Here is a 26,819-nt window from a genome sequence, read left to right as displayed (position 1 = left end):
AGGACACCCCGTTTCCGGCCATCCATAGGAATAGGATCCGGAGCAGGATCCGGAGCAGGACAAGACGCTCTATGCGCGGACGCCATCCCCCGGAGAAGCCAGCGGCTGGCATCAAGAGGCGGGAGTCCAGGTCACGCCTCCGTCCTTCGTACGGAGCAGCGCCGTCTCTTCCTCCCCGTTCTTCCCAAGCAGCAGCCAGCCGTCTCCGGCTCCCGTGAACTGCATGCTCATCGGCACCGGGAACCTGCGCAGCAGCTCCCTAAGCGCCGGGCCGGCCGGGATCTCCCGCCAGGAGGAGCCTCCATCCGCAGTCGCCACCAGCTCGCCGTTCCTCCAGCCCCAGCCGTGCCGCGCATCCGCAAAGGCCGCCGCCCGCTCCAGGTTCCAGGGCTGGAACGACCAGTTATCCCCGCCGTCATTCGTGACATAGGCATCCAGCCTCCGGCGATCCGCTCCCTCGTTCAAATAAACCAGCGCGAACCCGAATTGCGCCTGCCCTCCCGGGAATTCGGGACCTCCCGCCCCGTACCGGACATCGGATGCGGGCTCGATCCGAACCTTGCTCCAAGCCTTTCCTCCGTCCTTCGTCCGGTACAGCACCGGGGCCGGGTCATGGGATCCGAAGGCGAGCCACCCGTTGCTGGCGTCGGTGAAATGCATGCCCGTGACCGCTTCCCGCTCCGGCAGCATGCCCTTGGCTTCTCCCGCATAGGACGATCCGGCGTAAGGCTTCCAAGACAGCCCTCCGTCAGCCGTCACATATAGAGTCTTCTCCGTCGATCCCATCGCCGCATCGGCGGAAGTCATCAGCCAGCCCTGCGACGGAGTGACGAATTGCATCCCTGTCGGCTCCGTCCGCACCGGCAGCCTGGACTCCTTCCACGTTCTGCCCCCGTCATCCGTCCGGAACACGAGCGTCGGGCCTTGGTCCGGAGCCATGCAGATCCAGCCGTGCATCGCATCGAAGAAATAAACGGCCTTCCCCGCATCCAAGCCGCCCGGGAAGGCGGAAGCCGCGGGAGGCGCTGCGTCCTGCCATTCCTCTCCGCCGTTGTCGGTCCGATAAAACTTGTCTCCGGTCCGCTCCCATGCGTAGCCGTGATCGCCATCGAGCCACTGCATGCCGGTCAAACGGCCCCTGGATGCGGCATTGCCCGCACCGGTATCGGCCGGCACCGCCGGAATCGGCTCCTTGCGGACATCCGCCGCTCCCGCCGCGGAGGAACCGCCGGCCTTGCCGGATGACTGGCCGGCAGGCACCGAAGCTGCCGCAGAGCCTTCCGGCCAAGACTCGTCCTGCCGCGGCTGGCCGCAGCTGCCGAGAACCAAGCAGGAGGCTGTCAGCAGAACCGCCGCCAGATGAAGCTTTTTATCCACGCCATCGCCCCCTCTACAATCTTACGGACGCCAATGGCAGGCTCGAAGTTGCCGCGGCCTTGCCGAAATGATGCCGTGTCTGCCGTCTTGCCGCTTCTGCCCTTCTATCCGCTAGCAGGACTTCGGGTCCATTCGTCGAACAAATGCTAACCGGAATATGGCCTAAGGGAGTGTCTCGACATGGAAAAAAAGAACCACGATGGTTGGATAGAGGCAGATATTCTTACGTTGCAGGCAGCTATGGAATCAGGCTCGTTGTCGGCGGCGGCTTGCGTCCGCTGGTACCTGGAACGGATCGAACGGCTCAACCCGAAGCTGAAAGCGGTGCTGGAAATCAACCCGGACGCCCTTGAGATCGCGGAGGCGCTCGACACAGAGCGGCTGGAGCACGGATCCCGCGGACCGCTTCACGGCATCCCGATCCTGCTCAAGGATAATATCGATACAGGTGATCGCATGCATACCAGCGCCGGCTCGCTCGCTCTTGCGGAGCATTTCGCTGTGATGGATTCGGCCGTCGCCGAGCAGCTTAGAGCTGCGGGAGCTGTATTCCTGGGCAAGGCCAACATGACGGAATGGGCGAATTTCATGTCGGGCACGATGCTGTCGGGGTATAGCTCCAGGGGCGGCCAGACGCTCAATCCTTACGGTCCCGGCGAGCTGTTCGTCGGCGGCTCAAGCTCCGGCTCCGGCGCGGCGGTTGCCGCGAATCTGTGCGCGGCAGCCATCGGCACCGAAACCTCGGGCTCGATCATCAGCCCATCCTCGCAAAACGGCCTTGTCGGCCTCAAGCCGACGATCGGGCTCGTCAGCCGCAGAGGCATCATCCCGATCTCGCACAGCCAGGATTCAGCCGGTCCGATGGCTCGTACGGTCAGGGACGCCGCGATCCTGCTCGGCGCCATGACGGCGGCGGACCCAAGGGATGACGCCATGCAGGAACAACGGCGGAAAGCCTATGCGGACTATACGTCCTTCCTGGACGCGAACGGGCTGCAAGGGGCGAGAATCGGCATTCCGCGTCATTATTATCAAGGACTGGATGAAGATCGGGCGGCGATCATCGAGCGGGCGATCGCCTTGTGCAAGGATCGCGGGGCGATCGTCGTCGACCCGGTCTCGATGCCTTGCGAGAACGCGAAATGGGATTGGGACGTGATGAGGTTCGAATTCAAAAAAGGGCTGAACGATTATCTGGCCCAAGCAGGCTCCGGCGCTTCCGTCCGGACGCTGGATGAACTCATTTCCTATAACGAAACGAATCGGGACGTCGCTCTGAAGTATGGGCAAGACACGCTGATCTGGTCCAATGAAACCAGCGGCATCTTGTCTGAACCGGTGTATGCCGAGAGCTTGCGCCTCAACCATGAGGTATCCCGGGACCAAGGCATCGATCATGCGATCCGCGCTTACAAGCTGGACGCGCTGTTGTTCCTGGGCAACGAGGAAGGGCTCGATGTGTCCGCGCGCGCGGGATATCCCGTCATAACCGTGCCGGGCGGTTGCGCGGAAACAGGCGCCATCGGCGATGAAGGCTATACGACCAAAGGGCCGCAGGGGATCACCTTCGTCGGAGCCGCCTACAGCGAGCCGGTGCTTCTCCGGCTGGCCTATGCCTATGAACAAGCGAGCCTGTACCGCGTTGCACCGTCCGATCCTGACTGAAATCGAATCCTGAATAGATAGACTGGCTTCGTTCATGCAGACGTTCTCCAAACGAGAGCGGAATCAAACAGCGGCGGAAGGCAGGGCTCGCGCCCGGCTTCCGCCGCTGTTTGGTTTAGGAGAACAATAATGAGGCCGCTATTCCAGCGTCACGTCGTCGATAAACACCTTGCCGCCGCCCGACGCCTTGGCAATCTGCACGCCGATCGCCTGGATGAACGACTTGTCGATCTTGCCTCCATTGGCATCCTTCGTGCCGTTGAGGTCGAGGGTGATCCACTGGTACTCGTCCGTCAGCTGAACGGTTCCCGAGGATGCCCAAGCCCATCCGCTGCCATGCTTGATGAACAGCTGGGCCGAAGCGCTTCCGCCGGAGATGCGGGCCTTGACCTTGATCCTGGAAGCGTTCGTGAAGTCGAGCACCCCGTAGCGGGTCAGCTCGCTCGTCGCTTCCCCGGAGACGTTCGCCGGGATGGCCGAGCTGAGAGCCTTGCCGGCGCCGTCGTCCTCCAGAGCCGGAGCCGACAGGTTCAAGCCGTTGCTGTCGACGCTCCAGTTCGATGCCGAGGACTCGAAATCGTACAGCACTCCAAGCGGAAGGCCGCCATTTGCACTGCCGTTAGGCACCGTGCCCGCATTGGGGTCTGCCAGCGCCTTGATATCGTCGAAGTACATGGAGCTGGTCAGCTGGTTGCCGCCGGGCACGGCGTTGGTGTAGATGGAGAACGCCTGCACGTTGGCCAGCTTCAGCTTGGTCAGCGTTCCGGTCGCTCCATTGGCCGGAGCGAATTCATTGAACGGAGCCGTGACGAGCCTCGCTTCCGTTCCGGTCGTGTCCGGGTAATACTCGTAGGTTTTGCCGTCCGCATTGATCTGCATGACGAGCTTCTGGCCTTTGCCGTCCGGCTGGTACCAGAACTGGAGCGCATTGAAGCCCGACCAGTCCACGCCGCCGAGCGACTTGGTGATGCCGGCATACCCGCTGCCGGCAAGCGTGTACGTGTATTTCAGGCCGTAGCTGCCGCTGCTCTTGTGCGCGCTGTCCAGCGCGGTACTCGTGGAATCGCCGCCGGCATGGACGAACTTGGAGCCGAGCGCTTCATTGCTGCCGAGATAGCCCTCGAAGTCATCGACCATGGCCGGATCAAGCACGGCATCTGCATACGTGCTGTACAGCTTGATATTGTCGATGTAGACCGGAATGGAGCTGTCCGCGTTCAAGCCGCTGCCGACAAGGGACAGGGCGATCGAGCCGGCCTGCTTCAGCTTATCCGCGTTGGCGAAATCAATGACTGGCGCATAGCGGTAGTAATCCACGCCGCCGATCGTGACGATCGGAAGATCGCTCAGGGATACTTGAGTCGTGCCCACTCCGTATTTGTCTTCCCAATCCGGGGGCAGCTGGCCGACAGCCTGAAGGCTGCCTTTCCCCTCGCTTTTCGCCCCTGCGGACACAGGCACATAGGCCTCGAATTTGATCCGCTTGACGCCGCTGAGGTCTGCCGCTCCGGCGACGTCCTTGGCGTTCTTCAACTCCAGCTTCATCTCCTGCCAAGTATCGCTGTGGACGAGCCGGCTCACCGTCAGCTTCAGGGCGGAACTTCCGTTGAATTCGGCGGCATCGATCGCGTCGACGCTAGCTTGATAGCCGCCGTTGTTCTGCACGCCTTCAATGCCGGACTCGAAGTCGTACGTCCCGACCTCGATCTCCGGAACCTTCACGAATACCGTGTTCGTCTGCTCATGCAGCACGGAGCCGTCCTCCCCATAGACCTTCACGGTCAGGGCCGCCGTCTTTCCGTTCAGGGCGCCGGCAGGCGACCATACAGCCGTATAATAACGGCTGGCGGAATCCAAGGTCAGCGGAATCTCCCGATCCGAGCCTTCGACAAGATACACCGCTTTGGACGGAGCCGCATTCAGCACCCGCACCCGGATCACGGCCGCATTGGAGCGGACCGTGCTCTGGTCGGTCGGAGAAGCCACATGGACGAACGGCTGCTCCCCGGATGTGTCGGCCTTGCGGTCGTAAGCTCCCGTCACGCCGGCCGCAAACAGGGAGTACGGCTCGTTGTAGAACCGGATGAAGTCGGGCAGCATCTGGTTCTCCTGCCCGTCCGGCATCGGGTACGGAACATAGGTGGAATCCGGCCCGAAGTTGGCCCATGTCAGCATGTAGGCCATTCTTTTCGCATCGGGATCCGATTGCAGCGCCGCGGACAGCCTCGTGAAGAAGTCCGGCGTCGAGTTGCCGCTTGTCCTCATCTTCTGGTAGCCGAATTCCGTAAGGGCGGCGACCTTGCCCCGTGCGTCCGCGATTCCGGAGACTGTCTTCGCTTCCGTCACGACGCCGTCGAACCAAGTCTGTCCTTCGCCGTTGTAATAGCTGTCGAAGCCGATGATGTCCGCATAGTCGTCGCCCGGATAGGTTTCCATGTAGCGGCTCTCGTCCGTGCCGAAGCCCCCGCCCGGCGAGAAGCCGTACAGGAAGTTGCGGACTTCCTTCTTGTCCCGCAGGTACTCTACGGTATAGCGGTAGATTTCCTTGTACTCGTCCTTGGTCGTGAAGGCGGCTCCCCACCAGAACCAGCTGCCGTTCTGCTCATGGAACGGACGGAAGATGACTGGAATCAAATTGCCGTCGTCATCCTTGAGATGATGGGCGAAGTCGGCAATGTTGTCGAGGAAGGCGTTGAACTCCGCGTTCTTGTCCCCGCCGGGGAGGATATGAGAGACGACATTGCCCTTCACGTCGTAGAAGCTGCCGCCCGTGACGAAGTTCGGCATATGCGAGCTGAGCGTCAGCACGCCTCCGTCGTCATAGGCCTTCTTCATGACGGCGGCCAGGTTGTCGCGGCTCTGCTCGAAGTCGCCGGCCACGCCCGGCTTCTCCTTGCCTTCCAGGCTGAGCGTGTCCCAGCCGAAGAGAGCCGGATATTCGCCGACGGCGTTTTTGGCGTCGGACTGCGTGCCGTCGCGATCCGTGATCGACAGCCCTTCCGTCGTTGCGTGCTGCTGGCCGAACAGGATGTTTTTGCCGCGAAGCTCGTTCAGGTAGAGAAACAGCGAGCGCGTCTGGGCGCTGGCGCTGCGGTCAACCAGATTGACCGCAGGTGGCGCTGGCGTCGGCGTCGGCGTCGGCGTCACGGTCGGCGCAGGTGTCGATGTAGGGGCAGTTGTCGGCGACGGAGCAACCGTCGGTGCCGGTGTTGCCGTAGGCTCTGTCGTCGGTGCAGGCGTGACCGTCGGCGTTGCGGTCGGCGCAGGCGTTGGCGCTGCCGCAGTCGGCGCAGGTGTAACGGAAGGAGTCGTCGACGGCGCGGGTGTAGCGGTCGGAAGCGGACTTCCGGACGGCTTCAGGGCCCCGTTCTCCACCGAGTATATGCCCTTCTCGATTACAGTTCCGTTCCAGGCCGCTCCGGAGACATTCACGGTCAGGCTTCCGATGGAGAAGCTGCCGCTCGCCGACATGGAGGCTGCTGCGTTGATCTCTACGGAAACGACTTTTGTCCCTCCTTCAAGCTCAACCTTGGACGGGCTGCTCACGACCAGACGGCTGATCTCCGTTCCGCTTGCCCAGACGCGGACTTGTCCGTCCGGACGGTTGACGAGCACCTCGTTCAGCCTGGAATCGCGGATATGGACGGAGTTCGGGCCTCCGCCAGCGATGAAGGTTTTGCCTGCGACCTTGACGCCGTCCAGCGTCGCATCGCCGCTGCCGATGCCGGGCGTCAGGTAGAGATTGCCGCTGATGGTCAGCCCCTTCAGGACGACGCCGTCATGATTGATCAGCGCATTGCCCGCCACCTTGCCTTCAGCGGATGTGCCTGCTTGCGCGTAGTATCCGGCCACGAGTTTGTTCAGCAGCGTGACCGCCTCGGCTCGGGTTATGTCGCCGGACGGTCGGAACGACCCGTCCGGGTATCCGCTCAGCATGCCCGCCAGCGACTGGACGGCTTGCCGGGCGTAACCGCTGATTTGAGCGGCATCGATAAAGGTCAAGCCTCCGGAAGCGCTGTCATTGAATTCCAGCTGAAATACCCGGGAAAGCATGGCTGCCGCGTCCTGGCGGGAGATGGCCGCCAGCGGAAGCGCTTTGTTCCCGGCGACGCCCTCATAATAACCGGCGCTTCTGGCCGCGGAGAGCGCGGACTGGTACCAGGCGCCTTCCTTGACGTCGCTGAACGGCTGGCCGGACGCGCCCGAGAAGCCGAACACCTTGTTGATCAAGGTCGCGAATTCCGCTCGCGTAATGCTTCCGTCCGGCTTGAAGCTGCCGTCCGGATATCCGGCTGCGACACCGTTCGCCATCCATTGGGAGATCGCCTCGCGAGCCCAGTGTCCTTGCGTATCTGTTGCGCCTTGGCCGGCTGTCTGCCCTGCCGGAGCTGCGGCTGCTGCCGCCGACAGGACGGGCGCTGTCGCCAAAGCAGCTGTAAGGAGCGCAGCGAGCATTTTGGGAGTCCTCTTCATCGATATCCTCCTCGACTGGATTGAATTCAAACCGCCGCTGAAGCCTGCATGGAAATGTAAGCGGTTTATTTTTCCATTATATAAGTCCCCAGCAGGCGAAAAACATGCTCCCGGTTATGATTAATAGCTCTCTGTTGTCTTTCTTTGTTAGCGCCCGTTAGTTTGAACCCTGTTGCCGCGTCAAGGCATCTGACCAACAAAAAAGAGCCCGGATCCGGACTCTCTTGTTGCCGGAACGGGGCCGCAATGCCCGATTCCGCCACCCTTCCTTGTCGATGAGGCGATGCCCCGGCACTCCCGCGCCCATGGGCGCATAGGCTAAAAAGCATATTCAAGGATGGGGGAATGACCATGCACTGGCTCAGCATCATCGGCATCGGGATTGCCGCCAATCTCGACAATCTCGGCATCGGGATCGCTTTTGGCGCGAAGAGAACGCTGATTCCATTCCGATCGAACCTTCTGATCGCGCTCCTCTCCATGGCCGCGACTTGCGTAGCCATGCTTGGCGGCCATTTCCTGGCCGACTTTCTCGATCCCGATGCCGCCAACAGCATCGGCGGAGCGCTCATCGCCGTCATGGGATTGCTGGCGATCACATCCGGCTTGAGAGAAGCAAGCAGAGCTGGCCGGGCGGCTTCTCCAAGCGGAGGTACCCTCCTCCAAAACCCCCTGCAGGCCGACCGCGACGGCAATCAGATCCTGTCCTGGAGCGAAGGCTGGGCTTTGGGGCTGGCCTTGTCGCTCAACTGCATCGCCAGCGGCATCGGAGCCGGAGCCACCGGACTGTCCGTGGCAGGCGTAACGCTATCGATCGGGATCTTCTCGCTGGCAACGGTCGGAATCGGGGCCGGAATCGGCGTCCGCCTGGCCCGAACATGGCTGGGCCGCTACTCCAACGCGATCGGCGGCCTTCTGCTCGCGGCCATCGGACTCTACGAGATCTTCATCTGACCGGCTACCAGCGGATCTCCTTGAGCGCCGCCGCATACTGCCGCTTCCGTTCTTCCGCAAGCTCCCAGCCGGCCATCTCCTCCAGAATCCGCTGGCGGTTCGTGCAGCCTTTGGCCAGCCCGTTGAGACGGGCAGCCAGCGTCGAGGCTTCCATTTCCCCGCGGGACGGGAACAAGGCGTCCAGCTTCTTCACCGCATCGGGAAACCTTTTGAGGTCATACTTCTGATGCCGCTCCTCTGCCACCCAGAATTCCGCCGCTTCGGCAATCTCCGTATCTGGCACGGGCTTTCCTTCGAGCGCCAGGCCGCTCAGCTTCTCCCGGATGGCCTCCAGCTGCTCCCGGCTGCTCCAAAAGACGATGGACTGGTATTGCCTGCCCTTGTACCCGTTGATATTGGCCGGATTATGGCTGCTCCAGAACAAATCGAGCAGCTCGCGGTAGGAGATGACCGACGGATCGTATTGAAGCTGCACCGTCTCCGAATGGTCCCCCATATGCCGGTAGTCCGGGTTCAGCGACGTGCCTCCGGCATAACCGGTACGGGTGCGGATCACTCCGGGCAGCGATCCGAACATCGCCTCCGGCCTCCAGAAGCAGCCCATGGCGAAGGCGGCGCTGTCCACGGCTTTCATGTCATGAAGATCATTTCCCATTCTTCCTGCCTCCTTAGAGAACATCCCGCATCCGAACCTTTCCGGATCCTATCTATTTTTAGTTACTCCTTCTCCAATTATCTCCATTCGTCCCGATAATATAGTAAAATACTCCCATACTCATCCGATCTTCCAGCAAAGGAGCAGGACTTATGAATCAATTGAAACTGAAGGTTGTATGGATCGCTCTCTCTTTTACCCTTTTTCTTCCGACTTTCGCGCATGCTGCGGAGGACAAGCCTTCTTTCACCGATGTAAGCGGGACCTTCTGGGCGCGCGACGCCATCGACAGCCTGGTGCAGCTAGGGGTGCTCAAGGGCTTCGAGGACCGCAGCTTCAAGCCTCAGGCCCCTGTCACCCGCGAGCAGTTCGCCCAGATCCTGACTTTGAGCTTCTATCTGGATCTTCCGATGGACAAGCTCCAATCCTTTCAGGATGTATCCTCTTCCCGCTGGTCCTACTCCGCCATCGAGGCATCCAAAGACTTTTTGACGGGATATTACCCGCCCAGCGGCAAGGCTTTCTTTGATCCTACAGGAAAAGCCTCCCGCGAGGACGTAGCGGTAGCGCTCGTCAAGACGCTCGGCTACCAGCCCGATGACCTGGTGGATAAAGACATCTTGAGCCGCTTCGATGACGACGACAAGATTTCACCCAACCTCCGCAATTACGTGGCTCTCGCAGTTGAGAAGAAGCTTCTTACCGGATACAACGACTGGACTCTCAAGCCTGCCGACGGCGTCACCAGGGCCGAGGCCGCATCGCTTGTCTATCGCGTCATCAAAAACGCCTCGGGAGACAGCCAGGCATCCCTGTCCCTCAATGTCGAGGCACCGGAAAAGACATCCTCCCCGACGTTCTACATCACCGGCGATGTGACGAAGGGAGCCAGCGTTTTCATCAACAACAAAGAGGCGGAGGTCAATCAAGGCCAGTTCCGCGTAGCCGTTCAGCTCCAGGATGAAGGCACCTATACGTATACAGTGACGGCCCGTATTCCAGGAGGCAAGACCCAAACCGTAACCAAGAAAGTCGTTTTCGAAAAGGGAGCTCCGGTACTGGAAGTAACCGGCGTGCCGGAATCGACGAACAAGCAGTCGGTTACGGTGTCCTGGAAAGTCAAAGACGACAACGATTATGATCCCGAGGTCTACGTGAACGATGAAAGGCGGAGCTACGGAAGCTCCCTGGAAATCCAGCTCAAGGAAGGCGTCAATACGATCAAGGTGAGGGCGACGAACCGTTACGGCCGTTCCACTGAGGTCGTCAAGCAGGTCCTGTTCCAAGCCGGAGGCCCCGCCTTGACGGTAGGGGATCTGCCTGCCTCCACGAACAAGGAAACCGTAACCGTCACATGGACCGTCAAGGACGGAAATGATATTTCCCCCAAGGTCTACGTCAACGATAAGCTTCAATCCTACGGAAGCAGCACCGAGGTCGCTCTCAAGCAAGGCGTCAATGCCATTGTCGTCCGCGCCGTGAACTCCCTCGGGAAGGAAACTGTGGTGGCGAAATCCATTTCCTTTGCAAGCGAAGGCCCCGTTCTGAAGGTCGGCGACGTGCCCGAGAGCACGACGAAGAGCACCTTCAAACTGACTTGGACGGTAACGGACTCCAACGACAGCAGCCCGAAAGTATACGTGAACGATGAACAGAGCCCTTACGGCTATGCATCCTTCACCCTCAAATCCGGAGCCAACACGTTCAAAGTCAAAGCCGTAAACAAACTGGGGCAAACGGCAGAGACGATACGCACCATAACCTTCAATCCGTCCGCTCCGGTCCTCGCTCTCGGATACGCCCCGGAGAAAACATCCTCCGCACGTGTGACGCTGACATGGACCGTATCGGATGAGAATGATTACTCGCCCAAAGTCTTCCTGAACGATCAATTGATTTACAGCGGCGGCGGAAGCGTCAACCTGGATCTGAAGCCAGGCCTCAATACCTTCAAACTCGCAGCTACCAACAGTTATGGCAAAACGACCGAGATCACCTATACCGTCACCCTGGAAGAAGCTGCAGTTGTCCCAGGCTGATTCCCATGCCTCCTACCAAACAACGCTCCCCTGAATAGGGGAGCGTTGTTGCTTATCTTGAGCATGCTTCTGCTACGTTGTTTCCTGCTCAATGAGCCGCATGAACGGACTGGCCGTCCTTGGCGTTCTCCGAATCCCGCTGGATCCGCTTGCCTCCGACCAGCAGCGCGACCAGGATGCCCAGCGCGACGAACACGAGCCCGGTAAGAGCCACCGTCTCGAAGGAATCCACCCAAGCCTGCTGGATGAACAGCACGACCTTGTCCTTGAGCTCCGCCGGAAGCGGGAATTTGTCGGGATACACGATGACGCTGAACAGGTCCACGCCGCTCTTCTCGATGCCCTCGACCGCCTGGACGACGTCGCCGCTGCCGCCGGCCTTCGCCTCTGCGGACATCGTCTCGACATTGGAGCGCAGCGTATTGTTCATGACGACGTTGAGCACCGTGACGCCGATCGTGCCGCCGATGGAGCGGAAAAAGGTCGATGCGGACGTGACCGTGCCGAGCCGGCTTTTCGGGAATTCGTTCTGCACGGCGATCATCAGCGTCGGCATGACCAGACCCATGCCGAGTCCGAGAATGACCATGTACACATAAGCGGTCCACTGCGATGTGTCCAGCCCCATCGTGCTGACCAGGTAGAAGCCGCCCGTCGTGATGAGCATGCCCGCTGCCAGAACGGTGCGGTATTTGATGCGGAGCAGGAGCTGGCCGCCGATTACGCTCGCAACGATCAGCGCGATCATCATCGGAGTCATCGTGGAGCCGGCTTTTGTCGGGGACACCCCGAGAATGCCCTGCATATACAGCGGCACGAACATGATGGCGCCGAACATGCCCAGGCCCAGCAGGAAGCCGAGGCCGTTCGTCACCGAGAAGACGCGGTTGCGGAACAGCGAGAGATCGAGCACGGGCTCGGCCGCGGACTTCTCGGCCAGAAGAAACAATGCCGTAAAGAGGAGCGCTCCGCCGAAGATCAGGTAGCTTGTGCCCGACGCCCAGGCGAACTTGTCGCCGCCGAAGGTCAGTCCGTACAAGAACAGGATCAGCGCCGGAACGAGCGTGACGATGCCCAGGTAGTCGATGTTGGCCTTGCCTTCCAGGCGGACCGTCTCCTGCTTCAGCCCGATGTAGATCAGAAGCGCGGAGATGATGCCGAAGGGCACGTTCATCAGGAAGATCCAGTGCCAGCTGACGTTGTCGACGATGACGCCGCCGATGAATGGACCGATCACCGAGCTGAGGCCGAAGATCGCCCCGAATACGCCCTGCCACTTGGCCCGCTGCTCGGCGGTGAAAATATCGCCGATGATCGTCTGCGACAGCGGCATCAGCATGCCGCCGCCTATCCCCTGGAGGCCGCGGTACAATACCAGCTGCTCCATGGAGGTGGCCGTGGCGCACATCGCGGAGCCCGCGGCGAATATGATGGCCCCGATCAGATAGAGCAGCCGGCGGCCGTACATGTCCGACAGCTTGCCGACGATCGGAACGACGACGGTCGAAGCGATCATGTAGGCGGTCGTCACCCAGGCGAAAATCTCGAAGCCTTGCAGCTCGGTGATGATGGTCGGCATCGCCGTGCCTACAATCGTCTGCTCCAAGGCGCTGAAAAACATTCCCATGATAAGGCCGGTAAGCACCCATTTCCGGTTGATGCCGGTTGATTGCATGTTGATCCCTCGCTTTTTGACCGTTCGGTCATATGTTATAATGAAGCCGGAATTGAATAGAAAAGCTTAAAAAGCTATACTTTTAATTACTTTCCCAATCCTATCCATTCAAAACATAGCACTTATTATAGTTCTGTTTGACCACTCGGTCAACTGCTTTGGGGGCGAGTTATTCATGGATAAAAGAGAACGGCTCATACATCACGCCATGGAGCAATTCATGCAGAAAGGCTATCACCAGACGACCATGCAGGATATCGCGGACGCGGCCGGCATCGCCAAGGGCGGAATCTACTTCTACTTCAAATCGAAGGAGGAATTGATTCAATCCGTATTCGAATCCTATCTCGAGCGCATGTCCGCCATGCTGACGGCTACGGCAGTCCGCTATGAGCCGGGCTCCAGGGAGAGCCTCTTCCAGCAGATCAAAACCCAACTGGACGAGCTGACCTCCCACAGCAAGATGCTGCTCCTGTTCTCCAGCGGCCAAATCAGCCTGAGCGAGCAGATGAGGGAGCTCTCCATGAATGCGCGCCTCCGTTCGTTCGTCTGGTTCCGCAACCAGCTGGTCGGCGTCTACGGCGCGAGGATCGAGCCTCACGCCTTCGACCTGACCGCGCTCGCGACAGGGCTGGTCTGCGAGTATATCGGCTTCATCCTGCTTAATGACGTCCCGCTGAGCTCGGAGAAGCTCGCCAGGATGATCATCGGCCGGTTGGAGGATGCCGTCCGCGGGCTGGAGAGTTCCAAGGAAGAGCCTGTGCTGACTTCGGAGGCGTTCCGTTCGTTCTATCCCGAGGGCGACTTCAGGAATGGGACGGAACGCGGCAGGCTCGTCGAGGCGGCTGGCGCTTTGGCGAGGAGGCTGGAGCACGAGCTTGCCGGCCAGGCCGGCAGCGATGCCCGGCATGCGGCCGCCATGCTCGTGGAGGAGGCGGCGGCGCCCGTCCCCAGGCCGATCGTGCTCGACGGCATGCTCGCGCTGCTCCAAGCCGTGGAGGGCTTGAGCGGATGGCCGGAGACGGCGGCGGTCCGGGCGGCGCTGGCCGCTTGGAAGGATGCTTCATCGCCTGCTCCCGACTCTCCGGAGACGCCCTAGACCCCGGGCTGATCGCCGGATAGCTCTAAGACCGCATCTTCAATTTTGACTCCGGACAAACCAAAAAGCCGCCAGCCGGGTTACCGGCTGACGGCCTTTCTTTATGCTCACACCCATTTGCTCTGAAAATCCGCGATGCTCTTGTACTCGTCCTGCAGCAGCCGCGACACGCGGATATAGATCCGGGTAAGCTCTTGGTAGATCTCCGTATGCTTGGGAATCGGCTCATGCCGATAAGTGCCGCCGACCATCTCCGACACGACGCCGAGAGAATCGACCTCTCCGATCGCGTACAGGCCGAGAATCGCCGCTCCGAGGCAGGAGCTCTCGACGCTCTCCGGCACATGCACCTCCTGGTTGAAGATGTCGGCCATCATCTGCCGCCACAGCTCCGAGCGGGCGAAGCCGCCGGTGGCCTGGATCTTGCCCGGCTCTCCGATCAGCTCCTGCAGAGCCAGGAAGACGGTGTACAGATTGAGGATGACGCCCTCCATCGCGGCGCGGATCAGATGCTCCTTCTTGTGGTGAAGCCCCAGTCCGAAGTAGGAGCCGCGGGCATTGGAATCCCAGAGCGGAGCCCGCTCTCCGGACAGGAACGGATGGAAGATCAGGCCGTCCGAGCCTGGCTTGACGCGAGCGGCGATATCCGAGAGCAGGTCGTACGGATCGCGGCCGATCCGCAGCGCCGTCTCCTTCTCGGATGCCCCGAGCTGGTCGCGGATCCAGCGGAAGATCATGCCGCCGTTGTTGACCGGCCCGCCGATGACATACATATCCTCCGTAAGGACGTAGCAGAAGATCCGTCCCTTGGGATCGACGCGCGGCTTGTCGGTCACGGTGCGGATAGCCCCGCTCGTGCCGATCGTCACGGCGACGACGCCGGGATCGATCGCATTGACGCCCAGATTCGAGAGCACGCCGTCGTTGGCTCCGACGACGAACGGGATGTCGGCCGGCAGCCCCATATGCTCCGCCCATGTCTCGTCCAATCCCGTCATGACATGCCGCGTCGGGACCAGACGGGACAGCTTGGACGTGTCGACGCCCGCCACTTCCAGCGCGCCCGCGTCCCAGTCCAGCTCATGGATGTTGAACAGTCCCGTCGCCGAAGCGATGGAATGGTCCACGACGTACTCCCCGAACAGCTTGTGGAACACGAACTCCTTGATGGAGATGAACTTGTCCGCCTTGCCGAACAGCCCGCTTTCTTCGTTCCGCAGCCAGAGCAGCTTCGCCAGCGGGGACATCGGATGGATCGGCGTGCCGGTGCGCAGGTAGATCTCATGCCCGTCATGCTCGCTCTTGATGATGTCCGCCCAGCGGGCGCTGCGGCTGTCCGCCCAGGTGATGCAGCGGGTGAGCGGCTTGCCCGTCCCGTCGACGGCGATCAGGCTGTGCATGGCGGCGCTGAACGACACGCATCTCACCTGTGCCGGGTCCACCCCGCTCTCCAGCATGACCTGCTTGATCGAGCGGACGACGGCGGCGAAAATCTCCTCCGGGTCCTGCTCCGCGGTCGCCGGCGTCGGCGAATAAAGCGGATACTCGATATGATGCACGGCCTTAAGCTTGCCGTCTGTCGTGAACAGGACGGACTTGGTGCTCGTCGTCCCGATGTCGGTGCCGATCATATAGGCTTGGCCCACTTTTCAACCTCCTCCCGATGGATGACCGTCATGAATGCAAAAATGGATACTACATTACGATCGCAGTTGAAGACGGAGTGCTCGACTGAACCCTCGGCGAGGGCGAGCCGTCTTTTCAAAAGCGAACGCTCAACGACTTCGGAGAAAAGCCCTTCGTAGACATACGGCTGTTTCTCCGGAGCCCATCCGTATTCGGCGTTTTCCGGTCAACCTGCAAAGGGAAAAGCGAACGCTGGCGTCCGCCTCTCCCCGTTATGATTTAAATAAACAGATCCAGCACAAGAATGAACCCGAGCGCCGCCACCGAAATGATCGTCTCCAGCGCCGTCCATGTCTGCAGAGTCTCCTTCACGGTCATGCCGAAGTATTCCTTGATCAGCCAGAAGCCGGAGTCGTTGACATGGGACAGGATCAGCGATCCCGCTCCCGTCGCCAGCACGAGCAGCTCGGGGCTGACGCCCGGCATGGCGACGGCGATCGGAGCCACGATGCCGGCCGCGGTCATCATCGATACGGTAGCAGAGCCCGTCGCGACGCGGATCAATGCCGCGATGCCCCAGCCGAGCAGAATCGGGGACAGATGGGACGAGGTCGCCAGCTCCGCGATGTAATCGCCGATGCCGGAATCCAGCAGCACGCGGTTGAATGCGCCGCCCGCTCCGATGACGAGCAGGATCGTCGCCGTCGGCGCCAGGCAGTCGTTGGAGAACTTCAGCACCTTCTCGCGGCTCATGCCGCGGAAGAAGCCGAGGCTGAAGAACGAATAGATGGTCGCGATGAGCAGGGCGACGACGGGGTCGCCGATGAACTTGAAGAAATCGTACAGGCCGGCATAGTCCGCCTTGCCCTTCAGCGCCACGTCTGCGATCGATGCAGCCAGCATCAAGATAACCGGAACGAGAATCGTGAATACGGTGTTGAAGAAGCCGGGAAGCTCCTTGTTGTCCACGTTCTCCGTCAGCTGGTCGCCGATCGCCTTCGGCACTTCCTTATGGATGCGATTGCCGATCCAGTTGCCATACAGCGGGCCTGCGATAATGGCGGTAGGCAGGCCGACAATGAGCGAGAAAAGAATCGTCTTGCCGACGTCGGCGTTGAAGATGCCTACGGCCGTCATGGCTGCCGGATGCGGCGGCACAAGGCCGTGCACGACGGACAGGCCGGCGACGAGAGGCACGCCGATCTTCACGAGCGACACGCCCGTCTGGCGGGCGATCGTGAACACGAGCGGGATGAGCAGGACGAAGCCGACCTGGAAGAAGACCGGAATGCCGACGATGAACGCGACGACCATCATCGCCCATTGGACGTTGCGCTGGCCGAACAGCCGGATCAGCGTCGTGGCGATGCGCTCGGCGCCGCCGGATTCGGCCATCATCTTGCCCAGCATCGTGCCGAGCGCCAGGACGATCGCCAGCAGGCCGAGCGTGTTGCCCAAGCCCGTCTTGATGGAGTCGATGATGCCAACGGGGCCGTCCTTGACGGAGAGCAGCGGCATGCCCGCCGCCAGTCCGACGCCGATCGCCGTGACGATAAGCGCGACGAATGGATTGATTTTCGCGACCGTGATCAGCAGGAGCAGCACAACGATGGCGAGAAGAACGATTACTAACAGCATAATACAATCACCTCTTGGTTGTCATTTGGTTGGGGTTCCGGGTTGAACGTCCGCATACAGGTCCCGGTATTCCTGCGGCGTCATGCCGAACTGCTTCTTGAACGCGAAATTGAAGGAATGCGGCCTCTGGTAGCCGAGGCTGGCCGCGATCTCATAGATTTTGGCGGAGCTGCCCTTCAGCAGCTCCTCGGCCTTGCCCATGCGGGCCGCCTGCATGTAATCGCTCAGGTTCTCCCCCGTCTCCAGCTTGTAGAGCTTGGAGAGATAGACCGGGTGGAGATGGACCCGGTCCGCCACTGCCTGCAGCGACAGGTCGCCGGTAATCTGCTCCTCGACGTACCTCTGGATCGCGCGGATCAGATCCGCACGCGAATCCTTCGTTTCCTTCTGCATGTCCTCCCGGATGCGCCGCAGCGTCCGCAGCGTCCATTCCTTCAGCTGGTTCACCGAGCGGAATGGAGGCGCCTCGGTCATCGCCGCGTAATCGCCGCCGAGCAGATCCGACAGCTGGCGGCCGTTCTTGTGGGCGATATAGGCATAGGCTCCTGCCAGCGTGAAATAAACCTCGAGCAGCAGCTCCTGCGAGCCGGCTCCATCGGATTCCAGCTCGGCGAATACCCGCTGCAGCTTATTCTCCATCTCGCCCCATTTGCCCGCGTCGAACAAGCGGATCAGCGCAGGCGGCTCATAGAGGCTCTCCAGCGGCTTGATGCCGGCATCGAGACCCGTATCCTCGAGCCTCATGAACAGCTCCCGCTCATCACCGATGCGTCCGCGGAAGGAATCCACGAGCCGGCCGTACAGACCGGAAATCTCCTCCGGGAACCGTCCTTCCTGGCAGACCATGACGGAAATCTTCGCCTTCAGGTACGAGGAGACCGCCGTCTGCAGATCCGCAGCCGTACGCTCGAACCAGGCGGCATCATGGCCATGCGGCGAATCCCGGCGCGGAGCCATGGCGAACACATAATAGCCATAGGCATCCTTGGCCGGCCAGATCGCGTAGCGCGAACCGAACAGCTCTCCGGCCATGTTGCCGATCGCGTATTCCTTCCACTCCGGATTTTGCGGTCCGTACTGGAGGAACAGCTCGTCGAGCCGCACGACCATGAGCGAGCAGCGGCTCCACTCTCCGCCGGAGAGCTCCAGCAGCCCCATCTTCTCCCGCAGAGCCGCCTCTTCGGGAATCCGCCCCTGCAGCAGATCGAGCAGCAGGGAAGCTCGCATGAGCGGCAGATTTTCCTTCAGCACGTAGCTCAGCCGCTGCTGGGAGATGACCTCCTCCCATTCCTCCTCGAGCTTGCCGATGGCCGAGCGGACGGCGGCGGTCAGCTCGTCCTCCTTCACCGGCTTGAGCAGATACGCTTCCGCCTGATGGCGGATCGCTTCCTTGGCATAATTGAAGTCGGAGTAGCCCGACAGCAGGATGCACTTCGTCTTCGGCCAGCTGCCGCGGATCTCCGCGATCAGCTCCAGCCCCGACATGCCAGGCATCCGGATATCGGATACGACGATGTCGATCGAGAACTGCCGCAGCAGCTCCAGAGCCTCCACGCCGGAGTAAGCCTTGAATACCAGCTCGACTCCGATGGTCTGCCAGTCGACGGTCGCTGCCAGCCGGTCGACCACATGGGCCTCGTCGTCAACGATGAGCAGCTGCGCCATCTTCTCCTCCTCCTTCCTCGATTCGGCTGCCGCTCCCGCAGCGCCATCTCAGCTCCGCACGGAAGCCTCCGTCGTCTACGGCCTGCAGCAGCAGCCCGGATTCATCTCCGAATTGATACTGCAGCCGCTGATGCACGTTCCAGGTGCCGCAGCCGATCTCATCCGACATCGGCTCGCTGAGCTGTCTGCGCAGCCGGTCCAGCCCTGCTGCGTCCAAGCCGGCGCCGTTGTCTTTCACGATGAGGCTGCACCAGCCGCCTTCCTGCCGGCCTTCGATGACGATGCAGCCGCCTTCGAGGCGCGGCTCGATGCCGTGCACGATGGAGTTCTCCACGAGCGGCTGCAGCAGCAGCCTCGGGATGAGGACTTCCTGCAGCTCTTCCGGCACGTCGATCTCATATTGAAGCCGGTCCATTCTCAGGTTGTGGATCGTCAGGTAGCTGCGGACCAGCTCCAGCTCCTCCCGCACGGGAACGAGCTGGTTTTCCAGACGGGTCGAGTAGCGGTAGTAGTCGGCGAGGTTTTCCGCCATCGCGATGACCGCATCCCGGTCCTCCATCATCGCCGAGTTGGCGATGAAGAACAGCGAGTTGTAGAGGAAATGCGGATTGATCTGCGACTGCAGCTGCTTGAGCGTCGCCTCGCGGGAGCGCAGCCGCTCCGTGTACACATCCTCGACCAGCACCTGGATTTTGCCCGCCATCTCGTTGTAATGCCCGATCAGATCGTCGAACTCGCTCCCCGCCTTGTAATCGATCCTCGAGGAGAAGTCCCCGCTGCTCATGCGGCGCACGCCGCGGATCATCTTCTGCAGCGGAATCTGCACGTTGCGGTAAAGCAGCAGCGCCGAGACGAATCCGATCAGCACGAGCGCTGCGATCGAGCCGTAGAACCAGTTGCGGACGGATGTGATGGGACTTAGGATCCGCTGGACCGGGACGGAATCGGCCAAATACCAGCCCAACTGAGCGGACTTCACATAGCTGACCAGATAGGACTGGCCGCCGACCTCGATCGTCTGCTGGCCTCTGGGCGCCTCCGTCCGGCTCAGCACTCCGTCCCGGATGGCCTCCGCCATGGCGCGGTCCGAGCTGCTGCCCAATATAAGCTCCTGACCGGAACGGTACAGGAAGGGATCGCTGCGCTTGTCCTTGCGGTACAGATCCAGCAGATCCCGCAGCGCCTCCGCCGGGAAGCGCACCTGGAACACGGCGTCCGCCTCGCCTGCAAGTCTGGCGTCCGCAGGCTCGGCCGTCTCGCGGAGGAACGTTCCCGCCGGGTTGCCCCGCGACAGATCCTCCTCGTACGTCCATTCCTTGCGGATGGGCTTGTCCCAGCCCCAGGCCGCCGCTCCGTTGACGTAGATGTTCGAGCTCAGCACCGAGCTCTGCCGCGGCAGAGCGATCGACAGGTCGTTCGTCCAGCTGCCGGAAGCGCTTTGCAGGCTCAGCTTCTCCCGGATGCGCGATTGCGCCTTCAGCGGGTTGAGCTTCGCCTCCCCCTCTCCGGCGACATAGTCGCGAATATGGGGGTCATAGCTGAGAATGACCGGGAACAGCGACAGGCTCTCCATGACGTTGTCCATCCGGTTCGCGAAGAAGCCGAGCTCGCTGAGATTGGAGGAGCGCAGCTGCTCCTCCACGACCTTTTCCGCCTGACGGTTGGAATAGCTGTACAGCAGCAGGACCGGAATCAGCAGCAGCGCCAGGACGGCGACTACCTTGGTGAACAGGGACACCCTGCGCCGACCGGCGCCGCGGTTATTCGCGATCCAGGATCGATTGAAGAACCGCATTCTGCTCATCCGCCTTCTGCTTGATGTCCGGGTAGCCCGTCATCACCCGCTGCACGATTTCCCCTACCGCCTCCCGAGCTTCGGCCACATGGACCGCCACCGGACGGTCGTGGTCGATGCCGGTATCTCCGTAACCGCGGATCACAGCCGCCAGCTCCGGCGGGAACGCCGCCGTGCCTTCCGGCAGGCTCCATACGGACTTGCGGGCGCCGGTATTGCCCAGCGCCTGAGCGGCCAGGACGTTCTCCTTGCTGGTCGCCCAGCGGATGAACGCCCACGCCGCGTCCTTGTCGGCGGTCCGGGGATTCATCGCCATGCCCCAGGAGGTGATGCTGTAGGTCCGGGAGCCTCCCGAGCCCGCGGGGAACGGCGCGAAACCGACCTTGTCCGCCACCTTGGAGCGTCCGGGGTCCGTGACGCTGTGGTAGATGGATGTCGCATCCGTGTAAAAGGCCGCTTTGCCTTCCGCGAAAAACGCGATCGCCTGCGGCCAGGACATGTTGATGACATCCGGGGGGCCGTAATCCCGGAGCAGCCCTCCGTACAGCTTGAACGCCCGGATCGCCTCCGGCGTATTGATGGCGGCCTTGCCGCCTGAGGTGAAGTCCCCGCCTTCGGAATAAAGAAACGACGATACCTGCGTCACGAGCGGCGAGCGCTGGCCGCGGGAGACGAAGCCATAGATGCCGCTTGCCGGATCATGGAGCTTCCGCGCCGCCTCGGCCAGCTCTTGAAGCGTCTTCGGCACCGGTATTCCGGCCTGCTGCAGCAGATCCTTGCGGTAATAAAGCACGCCCTGCTCCGTAACGACCGGAATGCCGGCCAGCCGTCCGTCCACCGTAGCGGAGCGGACCGCCTGGGGCGAGAAATCGCTCCAGGCGTAAGCCGAGTCCTGCTTCACATAGCCGTCCAGATGCTCCAGCCAGCCGTTGCGGTCGAACATCCGCCCTTCCTGCAGCGGCCGGTACATGAACACATCCGGCGTGCCCGTGCCGCTCGTCAGCTGCAATATAAGCTTCTGGGTAAGCTGATCTTCGAAATAACTTTGGACGATGACGTTCATGCCCGTCTCCGCCTCGAATTCAGGCAGGAGTGGCTTGATGACATCGGCCCAAGGATGGTTTGCCGCCGCGAACACGAGGGTTTTGCCTTGAAACGGCTTGTCCGGCTCTGCTCCGCCATCTCCGCCGGAACCTGGTCCGGCGCAGCCGGCGAGCAGCGCCATTGCCGCGAGGAGAGCCATTGCCGCCAGCCGGCCTGTTCTGGCAGCTTTTCGCCCGTAGTTCATGCTGCTTCCCCCTTGCTGCCCTTCGGCATGCTTAACGATACCCCAGCGCGCAAGCTCGGGATATAACGAATACTAAATATAATAACCACCGTTCAAGCAATTGTTGCGGGAAAGGGAGATTCAGGGAAAAGAATGACTCCTCTGGAAGAACGAAGGAGCATATTCACGAAGACATAGGTCGACGCTGGGCCCTTCGCCTTTGCAAATTGTTGAAGAGGCACATCGCCTAGGCCGTTGTTCGGTTGGTTTATGGATGCCGCACTTCTATGGGTGGATGTTTTGACTGTGAGTGTGGATGCTTTGGTGTTTATGGATGTATGGATGCTTTGGTGTTTATGGATGTATGGATGCTTTGGTGTTTATGGATGCTTTGGTGTTTGTGGTGTTTATGGATGCTTTGGTGTTTATGGATGTATGGATGCTTTGGTGTTTATGGATGTGTGGGTGTTGTCACAGTAATAGGATGCATTGGGTAAATTGGACAAGACACACCAGATGAAGAAGACCGTCTAAACGCCTTGCTGTCAGTACCGGACATACGATCCGCTATTTGAACGATTTTACCCATTCAAAAAAATTTAACGGACATAGAATCCCTTATTTGGAGGTTTAGCCCCTGAAAACAGGCTTTTTACCTCAAATAACGGATCCTATGTCCGATAAGTGTACGGATTGGCGGTTTCGCCAAAAATAACGGATCGTATGTCCGATACGATTTCATGTCCGATGATCGTATGTCCGATACAATTCATGTCCGATACAATTCATGTCCGATTCGATCTTATGTCCGATACCACTTCATGTCTAATTCGATCTTATGTCCGATACGATCATCCTAAGTCCGATTTTATCTTATGTCCGATACAATCATCCTAAGTCCGATTCGATCTTATGTCCGACACAAAGCCCCCGTCCGATTGCGGAGCCCGTTCTTTTCAAATCCTATGCATCCGATGGAAAGCCTGTGTTAGATGCAAAGCCTATGTATGCGAAACCTATGAATCAGATTCCATGTCCGATAACCTCGGCTTCGCGAATAACCTCAGTGCGCAGCGCCCTTCAAATTCAGCACGACAACGCCGGCGACGATGAGCGCGATGCCAATCGCGGTCGTCATGCTCGCCGTTTCCTTGAACACGATGATGCCGATGGCGGCCGTGATGACAGTCCCGACACCGGACCAGATGGCGTACGCGATTCCGAGCGGAATATGCTGAAGAGCTAGCGACAAGCAATAGAACGCGATGCCGAATCCGGCCACCGTGCCCAGGCTCGGCCACAGCCTGCTGAAGCCGCCGGATGCCTTGAGCATGGACGTCCCGAAGATTTCGCTGACGATGGCCGCAGCCAGAAACAAATACCCCTTCATGCCGAACACCTTCCCCGAATGGCCCAAGTGGACGCGGGCCGAATGAACAATCCGTTCCAGTATACCATCTATACCATCCGATCCCGCATCTCGAACCCCAGCCGTTCATAGAAGCGGATAGCCGAAGTGTTGCACTCGAAGACGTTGAGATCGACCGCATGGGCGCCCTTGCCGCGCGTAGAGGATAACCTGCTCCATCAGCCTGGACCCGAGTCCGAGTCCGAGTCCGCGATGCTCCTCGTTCACGACCAGATCCCGGATGAACACGGTCTTTCTCGGCTGGAACACCGGTCTGTCCGGCGCCTCCTGCCACTCGAGGGCGGCATACCCGAGCAGGCTCCCGCCGTCGCCTGCCAGGACCATCACGTCCATCTCCCCGTCATTCAGCCATCCTTCGTAGACGGCCCGGGTGAACTGGCCTTCCACCTTGCGATGCAGGTCCCGTCTGGCATCCGCATGAAAGTCGAATACCTGCTTGTTCAATGCGGCCACCGCCGCATAATCCTTCTCTTCCGCCAATCGAAGGTCCATGACCGTCCCTCAAAGCTCGTAGTCCGCGCCATGCAAAAAAAGACCCGACGGGTATCGGGTCTCCTCATTGCGGCATCGCTGCCGAATCCCTACGTTTCCTGCTGGCTGGCAGCCGCTTTTTTCTTGGCCGCCTGCAGGGCGCTGGTCGATTCCATAAGGACGGGTAGGTCTCGCATGCCCGAGGTCATCGGAGAAGAACAGATGGAGCAGACCGGCTCTTGCTCGAAAGCGTAATCCTTCCGCATCCATCCATTGCAGCCGTCTTTGGAACAAGTCCAGACGGGGGTCATCTCGGTGGGCAGTTCTTCTTGCGTCTTCTTTCGGGAATAGTACATGGAAACACTACCTCCTCCTCTATGAATCTAACAAAAAGGCCCTGCATCTAGCAGGGCGCTGGCGATGATTAGTATACTTTTACTACGTCTGCAGCTTGCAGACCGCGTTGGCCTTGAACAACGTTGAATTCAACGCGTTGGCCTTCGTCAAGAGTTTTGAAGCCTTCGCCCGTGATAGCGCTGAAGTGTACGAATACGTCTTCGCCGCCCTCAACTTCGATGAAACCGAAACCTTTTTCTGCGTTGAACCATTTAACTGTACCTGTTTGCATTTGTGTTACCTCCAAAATGTTTATTTGCATGTATGATCTTAAAAAGATCACTCATCGGAAAAGGCAGCGAAAGCGGCCCCTTCAAATACGTGACCCTTAACGTCTCATATACGATTGGTTAAGTATAACACACCTCATCGCAGATAGCAAAGCTTTGATTTGTAAATTTGCGGAAAATGAAAAAATCGGCTTGGGCAGGCTTTCCTGCGCGCTTCTTCCCCGGGTGTCGCGCGCATGGGCCGTCGGCAAAGCCGGGCGTCCAGGCCTTGCCGCCTCCGAAACCTCCTTCTCCGGTCCGTAACCGCGGGCTGCTGCTGTCAGCCCTGCTGAGACAGCGCATTGCGAACGGCGAGGATGTACCGGGACTGATCCAGCGGATTCACGCCGCGGCGCTTGCGCTCCGCCTGAACGTCGGCCGGCGCCTCCCGGTATCCCGAGAAGGAGGCGGACAGCGTGCCGCGGCCTTTGGTCAGCGACCCGAGCCGGGCCGGGAAGTCCAGGGAGGTGGCGACCGGCAGCAAGCCTTCCAGCTCCATGCGCCCGCCGCTCAGCACAGGCGGCTCGAACTCCCCGCGCATCGCGATGAGCTCGTTCATCAGCTTGCCGCCGAACTCCTCCGGTACGGACAAGCGGAAGCTCAGCAGCGGCTCCAGCAGCTTGGTCCCGACATTCGCAAGGCCGTCCATGATTCCCATGGGGGTGGCGACCACGAAGTCCAGCGGATGCGTATGCCACACATGATGCTCCCCTTCGAGCAGCGTAACGTTGAGGTCGGTGACCTCCCAGCCGCGCAGCCCTTGCTGGAGCGCCTCGGGAACGCGCCGCTCGACCTCGTTCTGATAGCTGCCGAGCAGCCGCTCCGGCTTGGCCAGGGAACGATACTGCAAGCCGCTGCCGCGCGGGGCCGGCTCGATGCGGAACCGGAGTATCGCCCAGCAGGGCTTAGGCATCGTATAAGCGACGAAGCCTTCTCCGGCCGACGCCGGAGTCTCCTTGTAGATGACGGATGGCGGGTCGAAGGAGACATCGAGGCCGAATCGGCTTTTGGCGACGGAAGCCAGCACTTCGATCTGGATCGGACCCATGACCTTCAGATGCAGCTCCCGATCCTCCGGAATCCACTGGAGATCGAGCAGCGGGTCCTCGTCGGCCAGCTCCTGGAAAGCGGCCACGACCTTCGGATACTCGGCCTCGCTCTTCCAGCGCGCCTGCACCGTCAGCAGCGGCACGGCCATCCGCAGGCTCCCCGGAACTTCCGCGTCCGTGCCCAGAATATCCCCGATGCGCGCCCGGCTGAGGCCGTATACCGCCGCTACGTCGCCCGCCTCGAGAATGCCGGCGTCCTCGGACTTCCGCATGTCGACGATCCGAATCTGGGTGATCTTCTCCTGGATGTCCTGGGTCTTGTTGTAGACAGAATCCCGGTTGCGCAGCGTGCCGCCGTAGAGACGCACGTAAGCGATGCGGCCCATCGCGGCATCCCTCTCCAGCTTGAACACAAGGCCGGATACCGGTCCGCCGCTGTCTCCGCCGGCCTCGGGGAGCCATCGGACTATGGCGTCCATAAGGGCAGCGATGCCGATGCCGCGGCTCGCCGCGCCGAACAGCACGGGGAACAGCTCCGCCCCGGCGGCGCCGGCTGCAAGCCGGTCGGCCAGATCCTCGCCTTGCAGTCCACCCTGCTCCAGATAGCGTTCGAGCAGGTCCTCACGGCTCTCGGCGACCGTTTCCGTCAGCAGTTCCAAATACGGCAGCTGATCGGCGGACAAGTCGCCCGCTCCGCTGCCTGCATGGCCGCCCGGCTCCGGCAGCAGCCAGGCGCTGCCCGTAAAATGCTCCTCCAGACCATGCGGCGCCTGGACAGGCACCGCTCCGGCGGTCAGCAGCCTGCGGATGCCCGCAAGAGCCTCCAGCGGATTCGCTCCAATGCGGTCCAGCTTATTGACGAAGAATACGGTCGGAATCTTCAAGCTTCTCAAAGCCTGCCAGATGACTTCGGTCTGCGACTGCACGCCTTCCACCGCGGACACGACCAGCACGGCGCCGTCCATGACGCGCAGCGAGCGCTCCACCTCCGAGAGGAAATCGACATGGCCCGGAGTGTCGACGAGGTTGACCTGCACGCCCCGGTGGACGAACCGCGTCGACGCCGCGCGCACCGAGATTCCCCGCTCCCGCTCCACGTCGAGCGAATCGGTCTGAGCGGTGCCCGCATCCACGCTTCCGAGAGCGCGGATCCGTCCGCTTTCATATAAGATGTGTTCCGTTGTCGTCGTTTTGCCCGCATCGACGTGGGCGAAGATGCCGACGTTGCGGATCGGGGCTCGGGTGGAAGATGGCATAGGAAGCAAGGTCCCCCTGTC

The 26,819-nt window shown here is 60.7% G+C and carries 17 protein-coding genes and 1 pseudogene; 4 read left to right on the top strand and 14 right to left on the bottom strand.

Translation table 11 applies throughout. From position 1 onward, the window contains the following. Window positions 1-111 precede the first annotated feature (111 nt). Window positions 112-1,377, bottom strand: a complete 1,266-nt coding sequence (locus AC06G8_RS01720) for a WD40/YVTN/BNR-like repeat-containing protein (protein ID WP_480284217.1) — start codon at window positions 1,375-1,377, stop codon at window positions 112-114. Between the two features lie 180 nt (window positions 1,378-1,557). Between AC06G8_RS01720 and AC06G8_RS01715 the strand changes: the two genes are divergently transcribed. Continuing rightward, window positions 1,558-3,042: an amidase family protein gene (locus tag AC06G8_RS01715; protein ID WP_480284216.1), complete on the top strand. Its 1,485-nt coding sequence runs from the start codon at window positions 1,558-1,560 to the stop codon at window positions 3,040-3,042. A gap of 138 nt (window positions 3,043-3,180) precedes the next feature. Here the strand turns inward: AC06G8_RS01715 and AC06G8_RS01710 are convergent, their stop codons facing one another. Then, entirely contained in the window at window positions 3,181-7,515 is a 4,335-nt protein-coding gene (locus AC06G8_RS01710) for a glycosyl hydrolase (RefSeq protein WP_480284215.1), read from the bottom strand. A 345-nt stretch (window positions 7,516-7,860) separates the two neighbouring features. Between AC06G8_RS01710 and AC06G8_RS01705 the strand changes: the two genes are divergently transcribed. Continuing rightward, the gene (locus tag AC06G8_RS01705) at window positions 7,861-8,469 is read left to right on the top strand and encodes a manganese efflux pump (RefSeq protein WP_447663492.1); all 609 of its coding nucleotides are present in this window, start codon (window positions 7,861-7,863) and stop codon (window positions 8,467-8,469) included. Window positions 8,470-8,473: 4 nt separating this feature from the next. On the opposite strand, the gene msrA is transcribed toward AC06G8_RS01705, so the two are convergent. Then, complete coding sequence (msrA, locus tag AC06G8_RS01700; RefSeq protein ID WP_480284214.1) at window positions 8,474-9,124, bottom strand: peptide-methionine (S)-S-oxide reductase MsrA; 651 nt, start codon at window positions 9,122-9,124, stop codon at window positions 8,474-8,476. Window positions 9,125-9,276: 152 nt separating this feature from the next. Here msrA and AC06G8_RS01695 point away from each other — a divergent pair, with 152 nt between their 5' ends. Further along, window positions 9,277-11,163 carry an S-layer homology domain-containing protein gene (locus tag AC06G8_RS01695; RefSeq protein ID WP_480284213.1) on the top strand — a complete coding sequence of 629 codons (1,887 nt, stop codon included), beginning with the start codon at window positions 9,277-9,279 and terminating at the stop codon, window positions 11,161-11,163. Window positions 11,164-11,251: 88 nt separating this feature from the next. On the opposite strand, the gene AC06G8_RS01690 is transcribed toward AC06G8_RS01695, so the two are convergent. Then, the gene (locus AC06G8_RS01690; protein ID WP_480284212.1) at window positions 11,252-12,838 is read right to left on the bottom strand and encodes an MDR family MFS transporter; all 1,587 of its coding nucleotides are present in this window, start codon (window positions 12,836-12,838) and stop codon (window positions 11,252-11,254) included. A gap of 175 nt (window positions 12,839-13,013) precedes the next feature. On the opposite strand from AC06G8_RS01690, the gene AC06G8_RS01685 reads away from it, so the two are divergent. Then, a complete protein-coding gene (locus tag AC06G8_RS01685; protein WP_480284211.1) occupies window positions 13,014-13,937 on the top strand; it encodes a TetR/AcrR family transcriptional regulator in 924 nt (307 codons plus the stop codon). A 107-nt stretch (window positions 13,938-14,044) separates the two neighbouring features. Here the strand turns inward: AC06G8_RS01685 and gntK are convergent, their stop codons facing one another. The 10 genes and pseudogenes from gntK to AC06G8_RS01635 all read right to left on the bottom strand — a co-directional run bounded on the left by gntK (window position 14,045) and on the right by AC06G8_RS01635 (window position 26,798). Next, window positions 14,045-15,568 (bottom strand): gluconokinase, encoded by a 1,524-nt coding sequence (gene gntK, locus AC06G8_RS01680; protein ID WP_480285367.1) that lies wholly within the window; start codon window positions 15,566-15,568, stop codon window positions 14,045-14,047. A 274-nt stretch (window positions 15,569-15,842) separates the two neighbouring features. Then, complete coding sequence (locus AC06G8_RS01675; RefSeq protein ID WP_480284210.1) at window positions 15,843-17,201, bottom strand: GntP family permease; 1,359 nt, start codon at window positions 17,199-17,201, stop codon at window positions 15,843-15,845. 21 nt (window positions 17,202-17,222) lie between these two features. Then, a complete protein-coding gene (locus AC06G8_RS01670) occupies window positions 17,223-18,866 on the bottom strand; it encodes a response regulator transcription factor (RefSeq protein ID WP_480284209.1) in 1,644 nt (547 codons plus the stop codon). After that, window positions 18,844-20,670 carry a sensor histidine kinase gene (locus AC06G8_RS01665; RefSeq protein WP_480284208.1) on the bottom strand — a complete coding sequence of 609 codons (1,827 nt, stop codon included), beginning with the start codon at window positions 20,668-20,670 and terminating at the stop codon, window positions 18,844-18,846. The genes AC06G8_RS01670 and AC06G8_RS01665 overlap by 23 nt, the downstream gene beginning before the upstream one ends. After that, window positions 20,627-21,949 carry an ABC transporter substrate-binding protein gene (locus tag AC06G8_RS01660; protein ID WP_447663484.1) on the bottom strand — a complete coding sequence of 441 codons (1,323 nt, stop codon included), beginning with the start codon at window positions 21,947-21,949 and terminating at the stop codon, window positions 20,627-20,629. Before AC06G8_RS01660 ends, AC06G8_RS01665 begins: the two co-directional genes overlap by 44 nt. 1,042 nt (window positions 21,950-22,991) lie before the next feature. Further along, window positions 22,992-23,318 (bottom strand): DMT family transporter, encoded by a 327-nt coding sequence (locus AC06G8_RS01655; RefSeq protein ID WP_447663482.1) that lies wholly within the window; start codon window positions 23,316-23,318, stop codon window positions 22,992-22,994. Between the two features lie 68 nt (window positions 23,319-23,386). Further along, window positions 23,387-23,681: pseudogene (locus tag AC06G8_RS01650) on the bottom strand (GNAT family N-acetyltransferase). A 257-nt stretch (window positions 23,682-23,938) separates the two neighbouring features. Next, entirely contained in the window at window positions 23,939-24,184 is a 246-nt protein-coding gene (locus tag AC06G8_RS01645; RefSeq protein WP_048744384.1) for a cold-shock protein, read from the bottom strand. Window positions 24,185-24,252: 68 nt separating this feature from the next. Continuing rightward, window positions 24,253-24,456, bottom strand: a complete 204-nt coding sequence (locus tag AC06G8_RS01640; RefSeq protein ID WP_048744382.1) for a cold-shock protein — start codon at window positions 24,454-24,456, stop codon at window positions 24,253-24,255. Between the two features lie 317 nt (window positions 24,457-24,773). Further along, window positions 24,774-26,798, bottom strand: coding sequence for a GTP-binding protein (locus AC06G8_RS01635; protein WP_447663481.1), 2,025 nt, complete (start codon window positions 26,796-26,798; stop codon window positions 24,774-24,776). Window positions 26,799-26,819 lie beyond the last annotated feature (21 nt).

It is taken from the genome of Paenibacillus sp. SJS-P3, from assembly GCF_056711585.1.
This window is presented reverse-complemented; position numbering and strand designations above follow the sequence as displayed.